The sequence below is a fragment of the Acinetobacter sp. R933-2 genome (assembly GCF_030325485.1).
Taxonomy (GTDB): domain Bacteria; phylum Pseudomonadota; class Gammaproteobacteria; order Pseudomonadales; family Moraxellaceae; genus Acinetobacter; species Acinetobacter sichuanensis.
Map to the genome: position 1 here is coordinate 223,739 of NZ_JACAIJ010000004.1, position 23,798 is coordinate 247,536.

Annotated in this window: 26 protein-coding genes and 1 pseudogene; 9 read left to right on the top strand and 18 right to left on the bottom strand. The window is 36.9% G+C overall.

Annotated features, from left to right (window positions below; translation table 11 throughout):
• Positions 1-37 precede the first annotated feature (37 nt).
• The 6 genes from HX005_RS06600 to dapD all read right to left on the bottom strand — a co-directional run bounded on the left by HX005_RS06600 (position 38) and on the right by dapD (position 4,132).
• Positions 38-496: a peroxiredoxin gene (locus tag HX005_RS06600; protein WP_286376733.1), complete on the bottom strand. Its 459-nt coding sequence runs from the start codon at positions 494-496 to the stop codon at positions 38-40.
• Positions 497-498: 2 nt separating this feature from the next.
• Positions 499-1,200 (bottom strand): Dph6-related ATP pyrophosphatase, encoded by a 702-nt coding sequence (locus HX005_RS06605; protein WP_213069626.1) that lies wholly within the window; start codon positions 1,198-1,200, stop codon positions 499-501.
• 72 nt (positions 1,201-1,272) lie between these two features.
• Positions 1,273-1,680, bottom strand: a complete 408-nt coding sequence (locus HX005_RS06610; RefSeq protein WP_107007073.1) for a hypothetical protein — start codon at positions 1,678-1,680, stop codon at positions 1,273-1,275.
• 16 nt (positions 1,681-1,696) lie between these two features.
• Entirely contained in the window at positions 1,697-2,365 is a 669-nt protein-coding gene (gene queC / locus HX005_RS06615; RefSeq protein ID WP_107007074.1) for a 7-cyano-7-deazaguanine synthase QueC, read from the bottom strand.
• A 119-nt stretch (positions 2,366-2,484) separates the two neighbouring features.
• The gene (queE, locus tag HX005_RS06620) at positions 2,485-3,195 is read right to left on the bottom strand and encodes a 7-carboxy-7-deazaguanine synthase QueE (protein WP_286376734.1); all 711 of its coding nucleotides are present in this window, start codon (positions 3,193-3,195) and stop codon (positions 2,485-2,487) included.
• A 115-nt stretch (positions 3,196-3,310) separates the two neighbouring features.
• On the bottom strand, positions 3,311-4,132 hold the full coding sequence (gene dapD, locus HX005_RS06625) for a 2,3,4,5-tetrahydropyridine-2,6-dicarboxylate N-succinyltransferase (RefSeq protein ID WP_107007076.1): 822 nt from the start codon (positions 4,130-4,132) through the stop codon (positions 3,311-3,313).
• Between the two features lie 299 nt (positions 4,133-4,431).
• On the opposite strand from dapD, the gene carO reads away from it, so the two are divergent.
• Positions 4,432-5,175, top strand: a complete 744-nt coding sequence (gene carO, locus HX005_RS06630) for an ornithine uptake porin CarO (protein WP_107007077.1) — start codon at positions 4,432-4,434, stop codon at positions 5,173-5,175.
• An 82-nt stretch (positions 5,176-5,257) separates the two neighbouring features.
• Here carO and HX005_RS06635 read toward each other — a convergent pair whose 3' ends face one another.
• From HX005_RS06635 to HX005_RS06665, 7 genes are all read right to left on the bottom strand, one after another.
• The gene (locus HX005_RS06635; RefSeq protein ID WP_286376735.1) at positions 5,258-6,475 is read right to left on the bottom strand and encodes an outer membrane protein transport protein; all 1,218 of its coding nucleotides are present in this window, start codon (positions 6,473-6,475) and stop codon (positions 5,258-5,260) included.
• A 178-nt stretch (positions 6,476-6,653) separates the two neighbouring features.
• Entirely contained in the window at positions 6,654-7,583 is a 930-nt protein-coding gene (locus HX005_RS06640) for a CysB family HTH-type transcriptional regulator (RefSeq protein WP_107007079.1), read from the bottom strand.
• Positions 7,584-7,636: 53 nt separating this feature from the next.
• Complete coding sequence (locus tag HX005_RS06645) at positions 7,637-8,698, bottom strand: sulfate/molybdate ABC transporter ATP-binding protein (RefSeq protein WP_107007080.1); 1,062 nt, start codon at positions 8,696-8,698, stop codon at positions 7,637-7,639.
• Positions 8,699-8,709: 11 nt separating this feature from the next.
• Positions 8,710-9,603: a sulfate ABC transporter permease subunit CysW gene (gene cysW / locus HX005_RS06650; protein ID WP_107007081.1), complete on the bottom strand. Its 894-nt coding sequence runs from the start codon at positions 9,601-9,603 to the stop codon at positions 8,710-8,712.
• Entirely contained in the window at positions 9,600-10,433 is an 834-nt protein-coding gene (cysT, locus tag HX005_RS06655; protein WP_107007082.1) for a sulfate ABC transporter permease subunit CysT, read from the bottom strand. The genes cysW and cysT overlap by 4 nt, the downstream gene beginning before the upstream one ends.
• An 83-nt stretch (positions 10,434-10,516) precedes the next feature.
• Positions 10,517-11,122: an RBBP9/YdeN family alpha/beta hydrolase gene (locus tag HX005_RS06660; protein ID WP_286376736.1), complete on the bottom strand. Its 606-nt coding sequence runs from the start codon at positions 11,120-11,122 to the stop codon at positions 10,517-10,519.
• A gap of 23 nt (positions 11,123-11,145) precedes the next feature.
• Positions 11,146-12,153, bottom strand: coding sequence for a sulfate ABC transporter substrate-binding protein (locus HX005_RS06665; protein ID WP_107007084.1), 1,008 nt, complete (start codon positions 12,151-12,153; stop codon positions 11,146-11,148).
• Positions 12,154-12,314: 161 nt separating this feature from the next.
• On the opposite strand from HX005_RS06665, the gene pabC reads away from it, so the two are divergent.
• Genes pabC through tmk form a run of 3 tightly spaced genes read left to right on the top strand, consistent with a single transcriptional unit; the run spans position 12,315 to position 14,781 of the window.
• Entirely contained in the window at positions 12,315-13,160 is an 846-nt protein-coding gene (pabC, locus tag HX005_RS06670) for an aminodeoxychorismate lyase (protein ID WP_286376737.1), read from the top strand.
• Complete coding sequence (gene mltG / locus HX005_RS06675; protein ID WP_286376738.1) at positions 13,132-14,163, top strand: endolytic transglycosylase MltG; 1,032 nt, start codon at positions 13,132-13,134, stop codon at positions 14,161-14,163. The genes pabC and mltG overlap by 29 nt, the downstream gene beginning before the upstream one ends.
• A 9-nt stretch (positions 14,164-14,172) precedes the next feature.
• Entirely contained in the window at positions 14,173-14,781 is a 609-nt protein-coding gene (gene tmk, locus HX005_RS06680; RefSeq protein WP_286376739.1) for a dTMP kinase, read from the top strand.
• Between the two features lie 8 nt (positions 14,782-14,789).
• Here the strand turns inward: tmk and HX005_RS06685 are convergent, their stop codons facing one another.
• Positions 14,790-15,239 (bottom strand): DUF6210 family protein, encoded by a 450-nt coding sequence (locus HX005_RS06685; RefSeq protein WP_286376740.1) that lies wholly within the window; start codon positions 15,237-15,239, stop codon positions 14,790-14,792.
• 178 nt (positions 15,240-15,417) lie between these two features.
• On the opposite strand from HX005_RS06685, the gene HX005_RS06690 reads away from it, so the two are divergent.
• A complete protein-coding gene (locus HX005_RS06690) occupies positions 15,418-15,834 on the top strand; it encodes a PaaI family thioesterase (protein ID WP_286376741.1) in 417 nt (138 codons plus the stop codon).
• A 63-nt stretch (positions 15,835-15,897) separates the two neighbouring features.
• Here the strand turns inward: HX005_RS06690 and nadB are convergent, their stop codons facing one another.
• The gene (gene nadB / locus HX005_RS06695; RefSeq protein ID WP_286376742.1) at positions 15,898-17,535 is read right to left on the bottom strand and encodes an L-aspartate oxidase; all 1,638 of its coding nucleotides are present in this window, start codon (positions 17,533-17,535) and stop codon (positions 15,898-15,900) included.
• Between the two features lie 227 nt (positions 17,536-17,762).
• Between nadB and HX005_RS06700 the strand changes: the two genes are divergently transcribed.
• Together HX005_RS06700 and HX005_RS06705 are read left to right on the top strand one after the other, a co-directional pair.
• Positions 17,763-19,154: a Do family serine endopeptidase gene (locus tag HX005_RS06700; protein WP_107007091.1), complete on the top strand. Its 1,392-nt coding sequence runs from the start codon at positions 17,763-17,765 to the stop codon at positions 19,152-19,154.
• A 98-nt stretch (positions 19,155-19,252) separates the two neighbouring features.
• Positions 19,253-19,696, top strand: a complete 444-nt coding sequence (locus tag HX005_RS06705; RefSeq protein ID WP_286376743.1) for an acyl-CoA thioesterase — start codon at positions 19,253-19,255, stop codon at positions 19,694-19,696.
• 57 nt (positions 19,697-19,753) lie between these two features.
• Here the strand turns inward: HX005_RS06705 and HX005_RS06710 are convergent, their stop codons facing one another.
• Positions 19,754-19,963 carry a DUF1090 family protein gene (locus tag HX005_RS06710; RefSeq protein WP_107007093.1) on the bottom strand — a complete coding sequence of 70 codons (210 nt, stop codon included), beginning with the start codon at positions 19,961-19,963 and terminating at the stop codon, positions 19,754-19,756.
• A gap of 404 nt (positions 19,964-20,367) precedes the next feature.
• Here HX005_RS06710 and HX005_RS19680 point away from each other — a divergent pair.
• Together HX005_RS19680 and HX005_RS06715 are read left to right on the top strand one after the other, a co-directional pair.
• Positions 20,368-20,439 (top strand): annotated as a pseudogene (locus tag HX005_RS19680) (hypothetical protein); the annotation flags it as partial.
• A 206-nt stretch (positions 20,440-20,645) separates the two neighbouring features.
• Complete coding sequence (locus HX005_RS06715) at positions 20,646-21,869, top strand: tyrosine-type recombinase/integrase (protein ID WP_286376744.1); 1,224 nt, start codon at positions 20,646-20,648, stop codon at positions 21,867-21,869.
• Here HX005_RS06715 and HX005_RS06720 read toward each other — a convergent pair.
• Together HX005_RS06720 and HX005_RS06725 are read right to left on the bottom strand one after the other, a co-directional pair.
• Positions 21,858-22,112: a hypothetical protein gene (locus tag HX005_RS06720; protein ID WP_286376745.1), complete on the bottom strand. Its 255-nt coding sequence runs from the start codon at positions 22,110-22,112 to the stop codon at positions 21,858-21,860. The genes HX005_RS06715 and HX005_RS06720 overlap by 12 nt on opposite strands.
• Positions 22,113-22,252: 140 nt before the next feature.
• Complete coding sequence (locus HX005_RS06725; protein WP_286376746.1) at positions 22,253-23,797, bottom strand: hypothetical protein; 1,545 nt, start codon at positions 23,795-23,797, stop codon at positions 22,253-22,255.
• Between the last annotated feature and the right edge of the window lies 1 nt (position 23,798).

The window sequence follows — 23,798 nt, forward strand, 5'->3', positions numbered from 1 at the left end:
CTATATGCTCCTTATTTTTTTCATATTAAATGTTGAGTTATTTCTGTAGAGCTTTTAAATCTTCTAAAACAATTTCAGCATGTCCTGCTGCTTTGACTTTCCGATATTCTTTAACCAATTGACCTTTATGGAAAATAAAAGTAGAGCGTTCGATGCCCATGACTTTTTTACCATACATATTTTTTTCTTTAATGACATCAAAATGCTGACATAACACTTCATCTTTGTCACTAATCAAGTCAATCGTTAAAGCCTGTTTTTCAGTAAAGTTCTGATGCGTTTTTACTGAGTCACGAGAAACCCCAATAATTGTAGTATTTAAAGCCTCAAATTGATCTTTTAAACAAGAAAATCCAACGGCTTGTGTCGTACAACCTGGCGTATTATCTTTTGGATAAAAATAAATGATTAACCAATCCGTTGATTGTTCAGAAAGGTTAATTTCGCCTGTTGTACTTAAAAAATTTTGTGTTGGGAGTTGAATCGTTTCAGTCATGCTTATTCCTTAAAATGTTGTTCATGCTCTAGTTTCAATGTTAAAAAAGCATAATTTTCATGATACAGAATATCACCTTTAACCACAGAAAGTGGTTGTTTAAAAATAGGTGCATCAATCATAGTTGTATGAAATTCACCTGCTTCACCACATGGGTCGATATGACGTGCTAATAATTCATCAACAAAGCTTTGATCTAAAACACGCCCAAGGTCTTCAACTTTCATACCTAGATTTAAATTAATAGTAACCACAATACATTTAAAATTTAATGAAATAAGTTCTTTTACAACCTCAAGACGTGGTTTTTGCCATAAAGGCATACATAACTCGATATCTTGACGGTCACAAATAGATTGATTCCATTGCGCATGTCCAAGTAAATCAATATCTCCTGTCACTAAAATCTCAGCGCCATATTGTTTTGCTTCATCTAGCATGTGTAAAAACTCATGCTCATAATTTTCCCATGTGGCGGCTGCTTTTAAAATAGGCAAACCTAATGCTGCAGCTTGCGCATCAATAATTTCAAGAGGCATTGCATGGGAGCGTGAACGTAGACCTTGTTCTTCTAGCATGATCATTAAAGCAACAGGCGTACCTGTTTGCATGGCATGATAAAGCGCAAGGCTGCTGTCTTTACCACCACTATAAGAAGCAACAAATTTACGCTGTTGCAAGGGTTTTGGAATAAATTTGTGCATAATACGATCTAATTGATTGACTCCAAATGATAAAAAAGCCTGCATAAAGCAGGCTTTTACACATACCAAATTTTATTTTTGTGCTTGAGCAGCTTTCATTGCAGCTTCAGTTAAAGTTTTTAATTTACCTGTTAACTGAGGACCAAAGCATGATTGAAGTTCTTGATTTTGTTTTTGAACAAAAGCTAAAGTTGATGGGCTTTTCTTTTGATTGATGGCACTTTGAATTTGCCATTTTTGGTCATTGGTTAATTTACCATCGGACTCAATTGCACAAGAACAATATTTGCTGACTTCAGCACTGGTTAACTTACCGCCTTTTGCAGTTTCAGTTTTACATACACCAATCAATGCAGACTTTACGTTGCTGCTTTTATATGCTTGTTGTAATGCATTATTGTCTGCCTGAGCCGTAGTACCAAACAATGCTACTGTAGAAAATAAAGTTGAAAGAATGAGACCCGATTTTAAGTTTTTCATAAACTGTACCTTGTTATTACTGTATATAACGTGTTGGGTCAGTAACACCTGCATCATTAAAACCTTGTTTTCTAAGGCGGCAGCTATCACATATTCCACAAGCACGTCCTTGGTCATCTGCTTGATAACATGAGACCGTTTGACTATAGTCTACGCCATGTTCTATGCCTAAGCGTATTATATTCGCTTTGGATAAATGTAACAGAGGTGTTTCAAATTTAAGTGGTTTTCCTTCAACACCAACTTTAGTTGCAAGACGTGCCATGTTAGCAAAAGCGTCAATAAATTCAGGGCGACAGTCAGGATATCCTGAATAATCAACAGCATTAATTCCAATGACAATGGCTTGAGCGTCGAAAACTTCTGCGGCAGCGAGTGCATAAGAGAGGAAAATAGTGTTACGTGCTGGAACATAAGTTACAGGAATACCATCGGTTTCATGATCTGGAATGTCAATGTTATGGTCTGTAAGGGCTGAGCCACCTAAGTTACCTAAATCTATGTTAATCACACGATGTTCAACACCCGCTTGTTGAGCGATGGCACGAGCCGCATCTAACTCGGTTGTTGAACGTTGACCATACATAAAGCTTAGCGCAATACAGTCATAATTTGCTTGCGCCCAAGCTAAGCAGGTTGTTGAGTCTAAGCCACCAGATAATAAGACTACGGCACGAGAGCGCATATTTTAACTCCAAATATTGAACTTTTTCAAAAAGATAGATTATTACTTCAAAATGAAATTACACATTTATTGAAAAATAACAATCATCAGAAAAAGTAATGCATCAAAAAATAAAGGTATTAACGACCAGTTTCATCATTCCAAAGCAGTTTATGCAATTGTAATTGGAAACGTACAGGGAGATGGTCTTCTAAAATCCATTGTGCCAAGTCACGTGCCAATTGAGGTAAACGGACAGCACCTTTTTCTACAGCGAAAGCGGGCGAGAACCAAACAGTACTCACTTTTTGGTTTAAAGCAAAATCTGTCACTTGCTGTTTTGCCCATTCATAATCTTCACGATTACAAATAACAAATTTAATTTGGTCGAGTTGGGTTAAATGATCAAGATTGCTGATTAAATTACGCTGCATTTCACCTGATGTTGGTGTTTTTAGATCAAGCACTTTAGATACACGAGCATCTACTTTAGATATATCTAAAGCACCACTTGTTTCTAGCGATACATGACAGCCTAAGTCAGCAAGACGAGTCATTAAGGGAAGTGCATTGGGTTGAGCAAGTGGCTCGCCCCCAGTAACACAAATATAAGGTGTTTTAAAATCTAAAGTCGTTTGAATAATGTGGTCTAAAGATTGACGTTCACCACCTTCAAAAGAATACGTTGTATCACAATACGTGCAACGTAATGGGCAACCTGTGAGGCGAATAAATACCGTAGGCAAACCAGCAGCATTGGCTTCACCTTGTAAAGAATAAAAAATCTCCGTGATACGTAGCCCCGCAGACGGATCAGAAACAGGAATAGTTGAAGAACGTAGAGAATTCATGACTTTTACCACAGATTACAAAGAGTGCCACAGCTTACAAAATAAAAATCTCCACGCTCATCACTGAGCGTAGAGATGAGGAAGGACTAAATTTTATTTAAAAATGAATAGAAACTTAGTCTTCGCGAAGTAAGTCGTTCAAGCTAGTTTTAGAACGAGTTTGAGCATCAACTTTCTTCACAATAATAGCAGCATATAGACTATAAGTACCGCATTTAGAAGGTAGGCTACCTGCAACAACAACTGAACCTGCTGGTACGCGACCATAATGGATTTCACCAGTTGCACGATCATAGATTTTTGTTGATTGACCAATGAAGACACCCATTGAAATCACAGAACCTTCTTCAACGATAACACCTTCAACAATTTCAGAACGTGCACCAATAAAACAGTTGTCTTCAATAATTGTTGGGTTTGCTTGAAGTGGCTCTAATACACCACCAATACCTACACCACCAGAAAGATGAACATTTTTACCAATTTGAGCGCATGAACCTACAGTTGCCCATGTATCAACCATTGTGCCTTCATCTACATAAGCACCAATGTTGACATAAGAAGGCATCAAGACCACATTTTTTGCTTGGAAAGAGCCTTTACGTGCAACAGCAGGAGGAACAACACGAACACCTGCTTCTTGGAATTGTGTTTCAGTCCAGCCTTTAAATTTAGTATCAACTTTGTCGTAAAAACGAAGATCACAAGATTCAATTGGCTTATTGTCATTGATTTTAAATGACAATAAAACAGCTTTTTTAAGCCATTGGTGAACAACCCATTCACCATCAATTTTTTCTGCTACACGAAGTGAGCCATTATCTAAACCTGCAATTGCTTCCTCAACTGCTTGGCGAATTTCTGCTGGACATGTTGCAGCAGTGAAATTAGCACGGTCTTCAAATGCTTGCTCAATAAGAGTGGAAAGCTGAGACATGATCTTTTTCCAAAAAAGTTTGCCGAAGATTCTACACCAAAAGTGATTAAATGAGATAAAAAAACAGCTTTTTCTAGAAAAATATCATACTGGAAAAAGTTTGTATTGCATAAGCATAAAAATACTAGTTTTGTATAGATGTAAAGCACCTAAAAACAAATAATTATGCATAATTGTATCAAAAGTTAACAAAAGTTAATCAATATGCATATTTTTTGATAGGTAATTTTTACATATTATAAATTTGAGTCAAAAATATACGAATGATTAAAGAAGAAATGCTTTCTGAGGAGACATCTATGAAAATGTTAAAAGTATTAGCGGTAGCAACAGCATTATCTGCATCTTGTTTTGCTATGGCTGATGACCAAGTTGTACATAGTGGTTATACATTTGATAAAAGCCAACTCATTCCAACAGGTGTACGTGCTGAAGTTGGTACAACAGGTTATGGTGGTGCCTTACTTTGGACTGCTAATCCATACGTAGGTTTGGCTTTAGGTTATAATGGCGGTGATATTTCATGGTCAGATGATGTTAAAGTAAATGGCTCAACATATGATATGGATATGGATAACAGCCTTGCTTATTTAAATGCTGAATTCCGCCCTTGGGGTGCAAGTCAAAATGTATGGGCTCAAGGTTTATATGTAGCAGCGGGTGTAGGCTATGTTGATAACGATTATGATCTAAACCGTAATGTAAACGCTGGTCGTAATTTTACTGTGAATCATAAAGACTTCCAAGCAGGTCCTAATGGTACACAAATTAAAGGTAATTTATCATATGATAATGATATAGCACCTTATGTTGGTCTTGGTTTTGCACCAAAAATTACTAAAAACATCGGCGTTTTTGGTGAAGTAGGTGCTTACTATACAGGTAATCCAAAAGTAAACCTTCAAGCGGTATCTGGTTCAGCTAGCTCAACTGTAGGTCATAATTTAGATCAAGAACTTGCAAATGAATCTAATAAAATTGCAAATGATGATAAATATGAATGGATGCCTGTAGGTAAAGTTGGTGTGAGTTACCACTGGTAAAACAAGCCTTCTTTCATACATAAAAAACGAGCTTCGGCTCGTTTTTTTGATTTTTACGCATTCAATCTTAAATGTTCGATAATTAAAAAAAATGTCCTATACGTAAACCATAGGCAATAGCATCATTGTTATTAACAGTGTTTAGGTTGGTATTTTGATTACCTGTAATTAAGGTCGATTGATTCATTACATCAGCTTTTTGTAGTTTAAAATATTTAACACCTGTTGCGATGAAACTCTTAGGTCGTGGGTAATACATAACACCTAAAGCGAAAGCATAATAGCCATCTGATGGGTTTAAGGTTCCTGCGGGATTTCCTGTCCCTGAATCCCATGAAGCATCTGTAGACATGACCCATTGTTCAGTAAAACGATGCGCAATACCTAACTTCGCAGACCATTGATCATCTTGATAATCAATTAAGTTAAAATGTTGTACTAAATCTGGATATTGTTCTACCACTGTATTTAAAATAGCATCAAATTGAGTGGGTTGGATTTCAAAATTTTTCCAATTAACCCAACGTAATGAACTATAGAGCAAGTTATTTGTATTCAGTGCTGACCTAAAATCAATATTAATAGATTGTGGTGTTTTAATTGTTGTTGATTGCTCTGGAGTATAGAGCAAAGTTTGCCCCTGAATACTTTCATTAATATGTGATTGATGTTTGATTTCAGAACGATAAGTAATCGCTGCTTGTAAGGCATATTCTGGTCGCTGATAACTTAAGCCTGCAATCCAACCTAAGGCTGTATCAGGTTTAAATTGAGCCTTATAACCACTCATCACCGAATAGGATAAGCCATTTAGATTTAAATAACCTTTAAAATCTTGAATTGCAAAGCCTGAATAAATATTCCAATTCGGTGTGGGTTGATAGCCAAAAATACTGGAAAGGTTATGACTATTAACATCGAATTGAGCAGATTCTAAAGACTGTTTTCCAAGTGTTGTATGTGGTGAATAATCATATTTTAAGTTTGCTGCGTAAGGTTGGTCATAAATAACAGCCAAGGATAATTTAGGTTGATATTGAATTTTGATTGCAGCATTGAGCATAGAATAAGGTTGAATTAAGTCACCTGTTGAGAAATCTTGTACGCCAATTTTTTGTAATTCCTCTTGATGACTGACTTGACCTGATACATTGGCATGCAGTTGTGCGTAAGATAATTCTAAATAGTTACCACCTTCTAAAAAGGCATGAATAGATTGGTCTGATTTTTCCAATCCAGCAGCCATGCAAAATACAGGTAGCATCCCTAACGAAGCTGTCCCTAACCACTGAATATTCATGTAATGACCTTGACCTTAATCTTAAAAAGTAAATTGGTTTTTTTTTATACAAATATTTTAGGTCGATTTTTTACAATGCGCAATAATTAGAATGAATAATTGTATGATTTTGAATGTGAAAATTAAAAAGAGAGCAATAGTGCTCTCTTTGATATAAATCTGTTGACTATGCGGCTATTTAGTCTTCAGGGTAGGCGATTTTCTTGAGTGCTTTAATATCAGCTTCAGGTGAGCATAGAGAAATAAACTCATAACCATAACCACGTAGTAAATGCCCTTTACGTACAGCAATCCATGTCGTATTGATTCCAAAAATATCGGTATCAATTTGTTTTAAACGATGGTCGCGTTCTGGGTCATAAGCGACATCATTGACAATACCGACACCCATACCTAGTTCAACATAGGTTTTGATGACATCAGCATCTAGTGCGGACATCACAATATCAACATCTAACTCGGCATCTTGAAAGGCTTTGTCGATTTTAGAACGACCTGTAAACCCACCGTGATAGGTAATAATTGGATATTCTGCCAATTTTTCTAGTGTAATTTCTTTCGCGTCAAGTTTACTCAGAGGATGATCTTGTGGCGTAATAATACTGTGTTTCCATTCATAAAATGGAACGCTACCTAAATTGTCTTCAGTGGTGAGTGACTCAGTTGCAATACCAATATCAGCTAAACCAAGAAGTAGCATTTCAGAGATTTCAACAGGACTCGCTTGTTGTAAAATCAGATGAACCTTAGGAAAAGCTTTTTTAAACAAATTAACGATTGGAGGTAACACATAACGTGCTTGTGTATGTGTTGTTGCAATAGTTAATGTGCCTTCATCCACTTTATTAAAATCATCAGCAAGACGTTTAATATTATCCGCATCGATGAGCATGCGTTCAACAATACTCAGTAAAGCTTGTCCAGGTTCAGTTAAACCTAATAAACGTTTACCTTTGCGTACAAATAATTGCACACCGAGTTCATCTTCTAAATCTTTAATGTGTTTACTTACACCTGACTGTGAGGTGTATAAAGCAGCAGAAGCTTCAGTTAAATTATAATTTTGTCGAACCGTTTCTCGAATAATTCGTAATTGTTGAAAGTTCATTGTGTGGATACCTCAATCATGGATGAGTGTAGATCACTCACCCGTATAGCGCATTATGCAACTTGATTTTCAAATAAGTGTAAAGTAGACGGACTGACCCAAACAGTTTGATTTGGTCGAAATTTGTGTAATTTAGCTTCTTCAGAATTTAGAGAAATTTCAATGAGATTACCTTGACGATCATGTAACTCAGCCATGATTTTTCCTGCAATCCAAACCTCACGTAAAAATGTTGCTTGGATGGCATTTTCTGTAGGTTGAGTATGAATGATGAGTTCATCAGGGCGAGCGAAAGCAATAATCTTGCCATTTGCTGTATTTTGCGCTGCTGCAAGTCGAATCGTATCTTCACCTAAATGAATAACACCTTGACGATTTTCACCTTCAAAGCGGTTTGCTTGACCTAAGAAGTCAAAAACAAATGGTGTTGCAGGTCTTTCATAAACTTCACGAGGTGAACCGATTTGTTCAATATCACCTTTATTCATCACAACAATTTGGTCAGCAACTTCTAACGCTTCTTCTTGGTCATGTGTGACAAAAATAGAGGTAATATGTAATTCATCATGTAAAGTACGCAACCAACGACGTAATTCTTTACGTACTTTAGCATCTAATGCGCCAAAGGGTTCATCAAGTAATAATACACGAGGCTCTACAGCTAAGGCACGTGCCAAAGCAATACGTTGGCGTTGACCACCTGAAAGCTGTGCAGGATAACGATCAGCTAAAAAACCAAGTTGAACCAAATCCAATAAACGCGTGACACGTTTTTTAATTTCTGCTTCGCTAGGACGCGTTGCGCGTGGACGAACACGTAAACCAAAAGCGACATTATCGTACACAGTCATATGACGAAATAGTGCATAGTGCTGAAATACAAAACCGACTTGACGTTCACGAACATGAACATTGGTGGCATCTTGTCCTTCAAGTACGATTTGCCCACGATCTGCGGACTCTAAGCCAGCAATGATACGTAATAAAGTGGTTTTACCGCAGCCAGAAGGACCGAGTAATGCGACCAATTGACCATCTGGAAAATCTAAAGTGATATCTTTTAGTGCATGGAATGCACCAAAATGTTTTTCAATATTTTTAACTTGAATACTCATGAGGTCATTCCTTAAGAAACTGTTGAATCATCTTTACTTTGGTTGAGTCTTTCTTGGCGGAACTCGACCCATGTTTTAAGAATAAGGGTAATAATTGCCAATAAAGCCAATAATGATGACACGGCAAATGCGGCACTAAAGGTATATTCGTTATATAAAATCTCTACATGAAGCGGTAGCGTATTGGTTTCACCACGAATATGCCCAGAAACAACTGAAACTGCACCAAATTCGCCCATTGCACGAGCATTACATAGAATCACACCGTAGATTAGACCCCACTTAATATTTGGCAAAGTGACTTTCCAGAAAGTTTGCCAACCTGAAGCACCTAAAACAATAGCGGCTTCTTCTTCTTCTGTTCCTTGTGCTTCCATGAGTGGAATGAGCTCACGTGCAACAAAAGGAACGGTAATAAATACAGTAGCTAAAACAATGGCAGGTGTTGCATATAAAATTTTAATATCATTGTCCATGAGCCAGCCACCTAACCAACCTTGCGAACCAAAGATCAAGACCAGCATTAAACCTGCAATTACAGGAGAAACTGAAAAAGGTGTATCAATGATCGTGGTTAAAATGGCTTTGCCACGGAAGTTAAACTTCGCAACACACCATGCAGCAGCAACACCAAAAATGACGTTAAGAGGTACTGCAATTGCAGCAGTTAATAAGGTTAATTTAACGGCTGATAATGTATCTGGATTAACCAAAGCTTCAAAATAAACCGTGAGACCTTGTTTAAACGCCTCAACAAAAACCAAAATTAATGGCAAAATAAGACAGCTTAAGAAGAAAACCAAGGCAATTGTTAAAAGCGTATAACGTACCCATTTTGGTTCACGTGTTGCGTCTCGTGACTGCAGTTTTTCAGCTAAAGCCTGACTATTTGTTGTTAAGCTCATCGTGCAGTTCTCCCTGTACGGCGACTTGCCCAAGCTTGAATCAAGTTAATTAAGAACAAGATAAAAAATGAGATGACTAACATGACCACAGCAATTGTTGTTGCACCTGCATAATCATATTCTTCTAAGCGAGAAATAATCATTAATGGTGCAATTTCAGTTTCAAAGGGTTGATTACCTGCAATGAAAATAACAGAGCCATATTCACCAACACCACGAGCAAATGCCAAAGCAAAGCCTGTTAATAGTGCAGGAAAGAGCACAGGTAAAATCACTTTAGTAATAATTTGAAAACGGTTTGCACCTAAAGCAGAAGCTGCTTCTTCTAATTCTGTTTCAAAATCACTTAAAACAGGTTGTACTGTACGTACTACAAATGGAATTCCAATAAAAATCAATGCTAAAGTAATACCTAAAGGCGTATACGCAACTTTTATTCCTAAAGGCTCTAGATATTGACCAATCCATCCTGTAGGTGCATAAAGAGAAGTTAAGGCAATCCCTGCAACAGCAGTGGGTAATGCAAACGGTAAATCAACGAGAGCATCAACAATGCGTTTACCAGGAAAGGTGTAACGAACCAAACACCAAGCCAGTAACAAGCCAAATACAACATTAATTAAGGCTGCAATAATTGCTGTACTAAAGCTGAGTTGTAGAGATTTTAAAATACGTTCAGAACTTAGGATTTCCCAAAGCCCGTCCCAACCTACACCTAATGATTTTATAAATACAGCAGATAATGGTATCAGTACTATTAAAGACAAATACGCAAGGGTGAAGCCTAGTGAAAGACCAAATCCTGGCAGCACTCGGGATCGCTGCGACATGACTACTCCTCAAAGAGAGAAAGCTTGTTGAAGTCAACAAGCCAATAAACTAAACAACTTTTGCCAAGCTTAAAAGGCAATACTCAAATTGCAAATTTAAAAAACAACTTGCTGTCATCAAAATTATTGATATAAGGTATTGATGGTGTTGCAATTAAATGATCAAAAATTTCAGGAAAAGTATTAAAACCAGAAGCAACATTGATATGACCTGCTTGCCCCAGATTATAAGCTTGAATGTTCCAAGCTTTTGCCAAAGCCTGTGCATCTTCAAAATTTAACCAAGGATCATTTTCAGAAATAATCATATCAACAGGCACATGAATGCTTAGATTGTGAAAATACTCAGCATAATTGCCAATGCTATCTCGTGCAAAACCAGCTTCACCAAAACGAGCAGGGTTGGCAGGTGCAACCAAAACAAGTTTTTTAACTTTTTTAGTTAATTCAGGATGTTGAGCTAATGCTGCAACACTGGTTAAACAACCAAAGCTATGTGCAACAATTTGGACAGGACGATTTGTTTTACTTAAGGTATCAACAAATTTTTCAATCCAATGTGCTAACACAGGAAGGTTCCAATTCTCTTGTTGCACACGAGAGCAAGACATGAATTGGCGCTGTAACCAAGATTGCCAATGATCATAATCACTGCCACCTACACCTGGAACAATTACGGTATGAATCATGTCGATGCTCCTGCTTAAGCGTATTATTTCGCTGTGTTTGCTTTTACAATTTGATCAAAAACACCATTATTTTCAAAATGTTGCTTTTGAACTTTAGTCCAACCACCAAACTCTTTATCAATCGTGACTAATTTGAGTGGTTTAAATGTTGTACTATACTTTTGTAAAGTTGCAGCATTACGTGGACGGTAGTAATTTTTTGCTGCAATTTCTTGTCCTGCTGGTGAATATAAATAGTTCAAATAAGCTTTAGCTAGGTTCAGGTTGCCATCTTTTTGAGCATTTTTTTCCACAATTGCAACAGGTGGTTCAGCTAAAATAGAGAGTGAAGGTGTAATAATTTCAAATTTACCAGGCTGTTCACGTTGCGCTAAAAATGCTTCATTTTCCCAAGCCAATAGCACATCACCAATACCACGCTCAGCAAATGTTGTCGTTGCACCACGTGCGCCTGAGTCTAAAACTTTGGTTTGTTTATAAATTTGGCGCACAAAATCTTGTGCTTTAGCATCTGTACCATATTTATGTTTTGCCCATGCCCAAGCTGCTAAATAGTTCCAACGCGCACCACCTGACGTTTTTGGATTTGGGGTAATAATTTCTACACCTGGTTTTACTAAATCTGCCCAGTCTTTAATGGCTTTAGGGTTGCCTTTACGTACTAAGAAGACAATGGTTGATGTATAAGGTGTAGAGTTTTGTGGAAATTTCTTTTGCCAATCTTTTGGTAATAAATCTGTCTTTTCTGCAATTGCATCAATATCTGCTGCTAAAGCAAGCGTTACTACATCTGCCCCTAAGCCATCAATCACAGAACGAGCTTGTTTTCCTGAACCACCATGTGATTGTTTAAAATCAATATCTTGTCCTGTTTTTGACTTCCAATATACTGCAAACTGTTTATTAAAATTGTCATAAAGTTCACGTGTTGGGTCATAAGAAACGTTTAGAAAATCTTTTGCACTTGCGCTCAAAGATGTCACTGAAATGAGTGCAGCAACAACACCTAATTTTAATTTTGAAAATTGCATCTGATATGCCCCAAATAATTCGTAATTTCGTTAATATGCGTGCAGCATAACGCCAGTCTTTATCCATAAAAAATAATAAAAAACGAATTTTATATGAATAAAAACGCATAAGATGGATTGGTAAATATGTATGTTTTTGGTGTTTTTTTAGGAAAATGAGTATGGTTTTTTGTTATAAAAATGGTCAAATTATTGATAATATTTCAATTTTTGATCGCGCGTTTCAGTATGGAGATGGTTGTTTTACCACTGCCCGTATTCATCAAAATGTCATCGAATTAGACTATTTACATCGTCAACGTTTGCAACAATCTGCTGAACGGTTATTTTTGACAGTAGATTTTTCCCTTTTAGATAAAATGCTCAAACAGCTTACACAAAAATTTGATGTATTAAATGGGACTTTAAAAATCGTAATCAGTCGTGGTGAAGGGCAACGAGGCTACCTGATGCCTGATCATCCCGCAGATTTATATGTATTTTATTATCCACAAAATACCCAAAACTTTCAGCCCGAATTGATTCAAAGTGGAGTATTAACCCAAAAAATTGGTTTAACCATGCCTAAACTTGTGGGATTAAAAAGTTTGAATCGACTTGAACAAGTGATGTTAAAAAAAGAAGCACATGAAAAAGGATGGCTTGAAGCTTTGGTGGTCGATATACAAGATCAAATTGTTGAAGGAGTGAGCAGTAATTGTTTTATTCAAATAAACAATACATGGATTACGCCTGAACTCCGCTATAATGGTGTGCATGGTGTTATGCGTGCTGAGATTTTGCAGCGTATGCAACGCCACAAGATTTCATGTGAACAACGTATCGTTGATTTTAATGAAATTCCACATATTCAAAGTCTATTTTTTTGTAATGCGTTAAGCCCGATGAAAATAGTACATACTTTGAATACACGTGCTTTAGAGATTCAACCTTGTGTTGAATTATTTGAAACTTTGCAATTACAACTGTTTAAATCTCATGCCGAATACTCCTGTAAAAACCAATAACAAATTTTATAAAGGCATTGCGCTTGTACTGAGTGGACTTTTAGTCTTAGGTGCAGTCGTGTTGAAAATGAGTTTATTTAAAACCTATCCAGTCAATGGTCAGAAGCAAAAACTGGTGATTGATAATGGTGAAACTTATACTAGATTTATTGATCAATTAGCCAAAGATGACAAAGTCAGCTTTCCAATTATTTTAAAGTTATATCGCAAAGCATTTATTCAGGAAACCATGAAAGCAGGTGTCTATGAAGTGACACAAGGCATGAGTGTACGTGAAGTGTTGTTAATGGTCTCTGATGCTGATAATGCACAAATGAACCGTATTCTGGTGATTGAAGGAACGACGACAAAGCAGCTTTTAAAGACCTTGAAAAAAGATCAATATGTGAAAGCTGAGCTTGCAAATCTACCTACTGCTGAGATGCTTAAAGCTTTAAATATTCCTTTTGAGCATGCAGAAGGTTTATTTGCACCTGATACCTATTTCTTTGATAAAGGCGCAACTGATCAAAAGATTCTGACCGATTTATATCAGCGTCAAATGAAAATTTTAGATGCTGCTTGGGAAAAACGTGATCAAGGTTTACCTTATCAAAACAAATATGAAGCCTTGATTATGGCATCCATTATTGAACGTGAAACCAGTGTGGATCGTGAGTTACGTCAGGTTTCAGGGGTATTTGTCCGCCGTTTGAAATCAGGAATGCGTCTGCAAACTGACCCGACAGTGATTTATGGTATGGGTGACAACTATAAAGGTAATATCAGCAAACAAGATTTGCGTACACCTACACCGTATAACACTTATACGATCAATGGTTTACCACCTACACCGATTGCCTTGCCAAGTAAAAAAGCCATTGAGGCAGCCATGCATCCTGACAACTCAGACAATATTTACTTTGTTGCAACAGGCAATGGTGGGCATAAATTTTCAAGTAATCTGGCAGATCATAACAAAGCAGTTCAGGAATACCTTGCTGTCATGCGTGCTAAAAATTAAGGAGTAGTTATGTTTATTAGTTTTGAAGGCACAGAAGGCGTAGGTAAAACCACACTGATTGGAAAATTATTTGAGCATTTTCAGACGCAAGGCAAAGAGGTTGTATTGACCCGTGAGCCGGGTGGAACACCGTTGGCTGAGCAAATTCGCGGGTTATTGCTGTCAGTCAATCATGATGAACAAATGAGTCATGATACTGAATTATTGTTGATGTATGCTGCACGGGCGCAGCATTTGGATCGTGTTATTTTACCTGCCTTGGCAGAGGGTAAAATTGTACTATGTGATCGTTTTACGGACAGCAGTTTTGCTTATCAATGTGCAGGGCGTGGTTTAAGTCGGGACAAGTTACAACTTCTGAATGAAAACTTTGTCAGTCGAATGCCTGATCTTACTTTTTGGTTGGATGCACCAATTGAATTGGGCATGACACGTGCACGAGAGCGAGGTGCTTTAGACCGTTTCGAACAAGAAAAAGTCGCTTTTTTTGCATCTGTCCGTTCAGGATTTGCAGAAATTCATACACGTGAGCCTGAGCGTATGAAGCGTTTAGATGCAACACAAAGTCCTGAACAGGTGTTTGCTGAGGCTTTAAATTATCTGGTTGAATGCGTTTAAGCATCGTTTTAGTCACAATTTTTCCAGATTAAAATTGCTTTGCCATAAGGGGAAATAACAGGAACCCAAGCTTCTGTGATTTCCTCCAGTCGGCTCATGTCTAAACATAAATGCTGACGTTGATCATCTTCTGGTTCATTGTTTGTGAACCAAATGGTGATATTTTCAATGCTGCTTTGCAGTCGATCTAATTGTTGTGTATTGAGTTTGGTTGCACTGCGACAAGATTGTCCTTGATGAAATATTTGTCTTAACTTGTGTGAATATTCATCTAATAAAACATCTGTATCAAATGTCAGTCCAATCAACGGAATTAAATAGCCTTCAGTGCTGCGTATTTGATTCTCTAAACCTGCGCACTGACTTGCATAAAATACTTGCGTTGATTTTTCAATAATTAAGTATAACCACGAGCTTTGTGTACCATCGGCATCTATAAAAATGTAAGGGTTTTGCATCGTATTTGATGAAAATTTATGGTTTGAGTGACTTTTAAAATAGAACAAAATGAAAGCATTGGCAAAAAGCTTCTTTTTGATTGAAAATGTGAACCCAAGCGTTCTCAAGTCTTTACAGAAAAAGCTTTATATTGAAAATACAGTGTCATAAAGAAATAATTCAAGGGATGAATCAAAAATGAAAAGCACTAAAAAGGAAATTATTGATTTTTTAACCGTCCATTTTCCACCAAGTTTAGAAAAATGTGAAATTGAGGAAGTCACCGAGTGTGGTGCAAGCTTGATTTGGCATGTGAGTGGCACAGATCTTCGTCCAGGAGGGACGATTTCAGGACCAACCATGATGACTTTGGCTGATTTTGCTTTATATGTCGCGATTTTAGGTGAAATTGGCATTGTCGGTTTGGCAGTCACAACCAATTTAAATATTAATTTTTTACGTAAACCCTCTGGTGGCGTAGATTTGCGTGGGGTATGTAAACTTATGAAAGTTGGACAGGCATTGATTGTTGGTGAAGTTTGGATTTACTCGATTGATCAAGATGAGCCTGTCGCGCATGTCACGGGAACGTATTCGATTCCACCGAAAAGATAAAACCATCTAAACTATTTTAGTTAAAAAAAGAGATTCCAATGAATCTCTTTTTTAATGTATTGATTAAGTATTCACCAGAGGTGTATCAACTTTGAAGTCAGGCGGCGTGAGTACAGTTTTACGTAGTTCTGGCGCCAGTTCAGGATAGTCCAATGTATAGTGCAAACCACGTGATTCCTTGCGTTCCATCGCACAGCGTACAATCATTTCTGAGACTAAAACCAAATTACGCAGTTCGATCAGATTTTTACTGACGTGGTAATCTTGATAGTACTCAGTAATTTCTTTTTTAAGCATTTCAATACGATGTAATGCACGTTGTAAACGCTTCGTGGTTCGGACAATACCAACATAGTTCCACATGGTGGCACGTAGTTCATCCCAGTTTTGTAAAATCACCACATCTTCATCTGGATTCGAAGCTTGTGAGGCATCCCATTCAGGAACTTGTGGGACTTCAAAATGCTGCTGATATTTATCTTCAATATCTTTGGCGGCACTCATACCATAAACAAAACACTCCAGTAATGAATTACTTGCCATACGGTTTGCACCATGTAAGCCTGTGTAGGATGTTTCTCCAATGGCATACAAACCTGCAATATCAGTTTCACTGTTTTCATCAACCACGACACCGCCACAGGTATAATGCGCAGCAGGAACGACTGGAATCATTTCCTTGGTAATATCAATGCCTAGTTCAAGTAAACGTGCATAGAGTGTCGGAAAATGTTCTTTGACAAAATCAGCAGGTTTGTGACTGATATCAAGCCATACATGCCGAATACCTAAGCGTTTGATTTCATAGTCAATGGCACGTGCCACAATATCTCGTGGTGCCAGTTCTGCGCGTTCATCAAAGCGCAGCATAAAACGTTCACCATCTGGTAAACGCAGATAAGCACCTTCACCACGCATGGCTTCTGTGATTAAGAAAGAACGCGCCTGAGGATGATATAAACAGGTTGGATGGAATTGATTAAACTCCATATTGGCAACACGACAACCTGCACGATATGCCATAGCGATCCCATCACCTGTGGCAATATCAGGATTTGATGTATATAAATAGGCTTTCATAGCACCACCACAAGCAAGTGCAGTAAATGGTGCTAAAAAGGTATGAACATTTTCATTACGTTCATCCAGCGCATATAAGCCCACAGCATGATTTGCTTCGTGAGTATGCCCAAGTTTATGCGTGGTAATGAGGTCAATAGCAATATAATTTTCAAAAATTGTAATATTTTCTTTTTCTTGGGCGCGTTCAACCAAAGTGGTAGAAATGGCTTTGCCTGTTGCATCTGCAGCATGAATAATACGACGCTGAGAATGTCCACCTTCACGGGTCAAATGTAATTGTTCATCATCATCTAAAGTAAATTGCACACCATGACCAAGCAGGAAATCAACCGAAGGGCGTCCACCTTCAACGGTATGTTTAACAGCGTCTAATTCACAAAGTTGGGCACCTGCAATCATGGTGTCATCTATATGTTGTTGAATAGAGTCTGTTTCATCAAGTACCGCAGCAACGCCACCTTGTGCAAAATAAGTACTTGCATCCGTTAGATTTGATTTGGCTAAAACCGCAATCTTAAAATGTGCTGGCAAAGATAAAGCAAGGCTTAAACCTGCGCCACCACTTCCCACAATAATCACGTCAAATTGATGCGTGGTTTTTAAATTAGGCATGTCCATCAGCTAATTTGAAAAAAGTCTGATAATGACACTCTTTTTTTAAACAAATTTCAAGCGTTATAGCGCTCATATTTTGGTTTATATGACGAATTTGTCATATTTTAAGTAATTTTTAAGTAAAGTATTGTTTTTTAATAATATAGAAACATAATATTACGTAAAAAAGTAATTTTTTATGCTAAAAACAAATGTTTCAACAAAAAACAAAATTTGTAGGTTGATTATTCATGAAAAGTGGCTTTATACAAAAAGGAATGTACGCTGCAGTTTTTACTGTTGCAGCAACACAAGCACAAGCGTCAGCTCCTGTAGATTTTTCAAATTTAGTTGAGCAGGTGAGCCCTGCTGTTGTGAGTGTGAATGTTGTAAAAAAACTGTCTCAAGAAGAGTTATTACAACAACAAGTTCCTGAGATATTAAAACGTTTTTTTGGTAATCAAATCATCATTCCACAACAGCAAATACCACAAGAAAAAACAGGCTATGGCAGCGCTTTTTTTATCAGTAAAGATGGTTATTTGTTAACAAATCATCATGTGGTTGAAGATGCTTCAAAAGTGACTATCGTATTAAATGATCGCCGTGAAATTGATGCTAAAGTTGTGGGTAGTGATGAACGTACTGATATTGCATTACTTAAAGTTGACGGCACAAATTTTCCATCTTTAAGTACAGGCAATATAGATCAGCTCAAAGTGGGGCAACCTGTTTTAGCGATTGGTTCTCCTTTTGGCTTTGACTATTCGGCATCAGCGGGTATCGTGAGTGCTAAGTCTCGAAATATGATGGGTGAAACCTCAGTTCCTTTTATTCAAACAGATGTTGCTCTAAATCCTGGGAACTCAGGTGGACCATTATTTAATCAGCAAGGTCAAGTTGTGGGTGTGAATTCACGGATCTTTAGCGGTACAGGTGGTTATATGGGTTTATCATTTTCGATACCCATTGATGTTGCGATGGATGTTGTAGATCAGTTGAAAAAGAATGGTAAAGTGACACGTTCTTATCTAGGTGTCATGTTGCAAGATATTGATCGTAACTTAGCAGAAGCTTATAAACTGGATAAACCTGAAGGTTCACTCATTACACAAGTTGCACCTGATTCACCCGCAGAAAAAGCAGGCTTTAAATCAGGCGATGTCATTATGAAATATAATGGTTCACCTATTTCACGTACAAGTGAGTTATTGAATTATTTGAATCGTACTCAACCTGCACAAACTGTTCAGTTAGAAGTATTACGTGATGATAAACCAAAAGTGATTTCAGCAACGTTGACCATTGCACCAGATGATACACCTGCAAAAGATGATAATGCAGCGGATGTAAAAAGCAAAAAAGGTCCAATTTTAGGTGTGGCAATTCGTTCTTTAAATGAAGTGGAAAAGTCACGTTTGGGCATTAAAGGTGGAGTTTTGATTCAGGATGTGACACGAGGTGGTTTAGCTGCTCAGTCACGTATCATGGCTGGTGATATTATTACCCAAATCAATTCAAAAACGATTCAAAATTCAAATGATTTTGTTGCAGCAGTTTCAGAGTTAAAGGCAAATTCTGTGGCACGTGTTGCCATTATTCGTGAAGGGCAACATGCAATGATTGGCTTGCGTATTCAATAAGTCAATTCCTTAATTTTTAAATCATATTAGCCACTTATTTAGTGGCTTTTTTATGACAAAATAAGTGCAATATTTAAGATGAAAGACAAAGGACGAACATGAGTTCAATATTTGATTTAAAAATCAAGGTAAAGCCAGAACATATTGATATATTGGGTCATGTGAATAATGTTGTATATGTAGAGTGGATGCAAGATGTCGCTACTGCACATATTGAAACGCTAGGTGTAGGGCTTAAAGAATATTTAGAAATGAAACATGCGATGGTCGCTGTTGAACATCATGTGCAATATCGTAAAGCAGCAATGTTGGACGATGAGATTATTTTACGTACATGGTTTAATGATATTAATGCCCTATATTCGTTTCGTCAGTATGCTTTTTTTAGAGCAAGTGATAAAAGTTTATTGTTTACAGGAAGTACCAAATGGGCATGTATTGAAATTTCTTCAGGACGTCCAAAACGTATGTCACCGACATTTATTCAGGCTTATCAGCCACTTGATTTAGCAGTAGATCCTTACGCTTTTACCACATTATAAGTATTCTTATTTTCAGCTATATTTTTCATATAGCTGAAAATTTTTATATGTGGAGAATTATTTCTTTACATACTTTGCACAGTCTTGATCTAAACGTGCAATCGCTTTATTTAACCCTTCAATGCGATGGGTATTATTGTATTTTTTAGCATATTGTAATTGCTCTACAAGTTTCTCTTTTTTGATTTGGCATGATTTTGCATCATAAGCAAATGATTGTACTGAAATAAGAGCAACTGTAACTGTTAATAGCGTCCGTTTTAACATGATAAATATATCTTAAGTAATAAAAACTGTATGATAAGTTGAGCTGATGCATATAAAGTGGAAAAGTTGTTAATTACAGTATTATTCACGTTTTTAAATATTAAAATAATGGATGAATTAAGAATAAATATCTATTTTATTTATCTTTTTTTGAAAATTTGAACATATATTTTTGACTATTTGTATATTGATTCTCATTTTTTAAAATAGTTATAGGATCTATTTTTTTCATTAATTTACTTTTTTGATGCTGAGTTTTTGTTTTCAACTCACATTTATAGGCTCTACATAAATTAATATGAATACTTTAAAAAAACCATCTGCTATAATCCTTCGCAATTTCTATTCAGCTTTTGTTATGTATATTTTTTCAGTACATAGCGCGTTTTTCTTCAAGGTAGCCCATGGCGCAAGCTAAAAAATCCGTCGATATTAAAAATATTCGTAATTTCAGTATCATCGCGCATATTAACCACTGAGTATAAGACACCAAGCGACACTATCGGACACTATAAGACATAAACATTAATAAAAGCCCTATCATGGGCTTTTTTAATGCGACACTATCGGACACAATAGGACACCAACGGACGCTATAAGACACGATAAGTATGTACACAATTGGGTACATATTATTAGTTTATGGCACAATAGTTTTATTTTATGTGTACATGGTGATTTTATGGCTCTTTCAGAGGCTTGGTTGAAAGCACAACTAGGCAAGGATAGGGAGAAGTTAGAAGAATTCGCAGATCGTGATGCAATGAGTGTACGTGTGACACCAAAAGGCAAGGTCATCTTTCAGCTTCGCTATCGCTACAATGGCAAACAACACAGATTGGATTTAGGTTCGTACCCAAATCTTTCATTAAAAAATGCCAGACTCGAATCAGATCGCTTACGTGCTGAGTTGGAAAAAGGCTATGATCCTAAGCAAGTAAAACTTCAAGAATTAAGTGAGATCCAAAACGCATATACTTTTGAAAAGCTATTTTATGAATGGCATGAAAAATTTTGTGTACCCAATAAAGAAAGCTCACACGATATTAAAAGATCATTTGAGATCTATGTTTTACCAACAGTTGGCAACCAAAACAGTGACAACATTTCAGCGAATCAATGGCTATCATTACTTGAAAGCATTACCAAAAAAAGCCCTTCAATTGCTGCACGTGTATTATTAAATGCAAATCAGTGTTTAAAGTGGGGTAGTAAGCGTGGACTTACATCTGTAAATCATTTAATGAATGTTTCAGCAAAGCATGACCTACGGATTGAAAAAGGTATGCGTGAGCGTACATTGACTGATCAAGAGATCCATTTAACTTTCTATGCATTGAAACGCACAAAAATGGTTTATAAAAATAAATTGTTCTTAACTTTGTTAATTTTATATGGGTGTCGTGTAGGTGAGTTAAAAGCTGCAAAAAAAGTAGATTTCGATTTTGAATCCAATATCTGGACAGTACCTGCGGAAAATCACAAAACAGGTAAAAAAACCAAAAAGCCAATTGTCCGTCCAATTACTGAAAATATAAAACCTTATTTACTGGAGGCAATGGATACATCAGTAGGATCAGAGTATTTATTTACATTGGATGGTAGTATTGAGCCTTTGCGAGAAACATCACACCTTACAATGCCAAATAATATTTTTACTTGGTTAAAACGTCATAAAGACTATGATCTTCAGCATTGGTCTGTACACGATTTAAGACGGACGATGCGTACAAACATGTCTACGATCGCTCAGCCTCATGTATGCGAAATCATGCTAGGACATGCTTTACCTAAAATTTGGGGAACATACGATAAACATGATTATTTAGAAGAACAGCGAGAAGCCTATACAAAATGGGTGGATCGTTTTCATTCGATCATTAACGATGAAACGCTAGGAATCTAGCGTTTCTTTTTTGCGGATTGGCCAGTCATTATACCAGTCCAATATCTCACCTGAGTCATAGTTGTTTCCAGCACCGCGACATTCAGAAAATGGCTTCGGCATTGGGTTTTCATAAACATTTGCATCTTGCCAACGGTTTAGTGTTCGTGCAGTTCGACCAAATAATTCAACTAGCTCAGGTGTTCTTAAAACAGGTTGTGAATTTAAAGCTTGTTCAATTGTCATCCCAGTAAATTTAGACATATTAATAACCTTCCCTTACCTAATCCCACATTCTTTACAATACACGCCACAACGTAATGTGAATTTTTTACATAAAAAACAATATTCGATCATTTTAATTTCCAATGTGGCCACACTATTTTTAATGTGGCCAAACTTGTTTAGCCCATAATTTCACTTTCACGTTTTTGAGCTGCAACAGTAATCTTTTGCTTAGTCAAATCGTCTTGCTCATCAAAAGCAGGGTCGATAAACACACCATTGATATCGTCCTGATTTCTAGCATTTGCAATACGTGCCATTGCTGAATCGAAATAACTCATTTTCTTGGGTTCTTCTTCGCCAAAAATATCGGCTTGACTTAGGATCTCTTTACGCTGTGCATAGGACATTAAAACTTCTTGATGATGTTGATTCGTCATTTGAGCTTTGCTTCCAGTAATACGCTTAGCGATTTCCTCAAGCTCGGCAACGTCCTTAGATTCTTGTATCTGTGCGATCAAACCATTTTTGACACTGATACTTTTAATCTCATTAACTACAGGTGCTTTCAATTTATTAATTTCATCAATCTTTTGCTGAACTGTACTTAGAACATATGTCTTATGAGTATCAGTTAAGATCTCATTACCCTGAATAAATGGAATAATTGCTTGTAAGTCTTGAGAGCTTGTAAAACCACTGATTCGATCTAGCATTTCTTTACGCACCTGTGTTGATGTAGGTTTTTTTACCTCTTCTACTGGTGGTGCTTCTTGCTGAGTTGGTTCAGGCTTTTTTGCTTCAGTTGTTTCAACTGGCTCAATGTCAGTGACTTTGAATTTATTCGATTGAGCAGTCCAGAACCTAATTAACTCATTACGTTCGGCTTCATCAGAAAGAGCATAGATACTGCTTTCCAATTCTTCTAAATCATCCATTGATTTAGCTTTTAAAATTAAGTTTTTGATGTGTTTGAAATCAGATGCATTGATTATTGTTGATTCTTGAGCAGGTGTCACATCAATAATGCGGTCTTGTTCTTCCTCAGCAGAGCGTAAGCCCATTAATAGCTCAGGTGCATAAACACGACCAAAGAATGAAGCAGCACGATAACGAAGCATTTGCTCAGACATCGTTTGCCATTTACTACCTTCTTTTGTGTACCAGCCTTCTTTTACAGCCATTTCAATGGTAATTTTAGAAGATTCAAGACGTTCACCTGTTTCTTTTTCAATTGCCCATGCAACACAACTAAAATCATGAATTTTTAAAGTTTTAGTAATATTTTTCTTTTTGCGGTTCTCCCAAACAGCCTCCGTATATTCAACTTCTTTTTCACCTAAATCTTGAATATCAAATCGTAAAGCAGAGAAACGACCACTGCTATTGATGCCAGCCATAATAAATTGTGATGACCAGCTAGGGCGACCATTTACCAGGTAAAGATTTTGCATAACCATTAAAGGATCTGCACCCATACGATTTGCCATATTCAAAGCAATGATGCAGTTAGATAAACCATTTGGGTTTGGTTCTTCACGCCATAGCTGATTTCCATAATCATCTTTACCTGCTTTCTTTTGAATCGTTGCGCGATATTGTTCAGGTACAAGGGTAGAACTAGACAACATTTTCGCAATACGTTGTGATAGTTCAAAAGCTTCAAGGTTTAATAAGCCAACTGATTGTTGAGCTGGTGCAGACATTTGTGTTTGAGCGTTCATG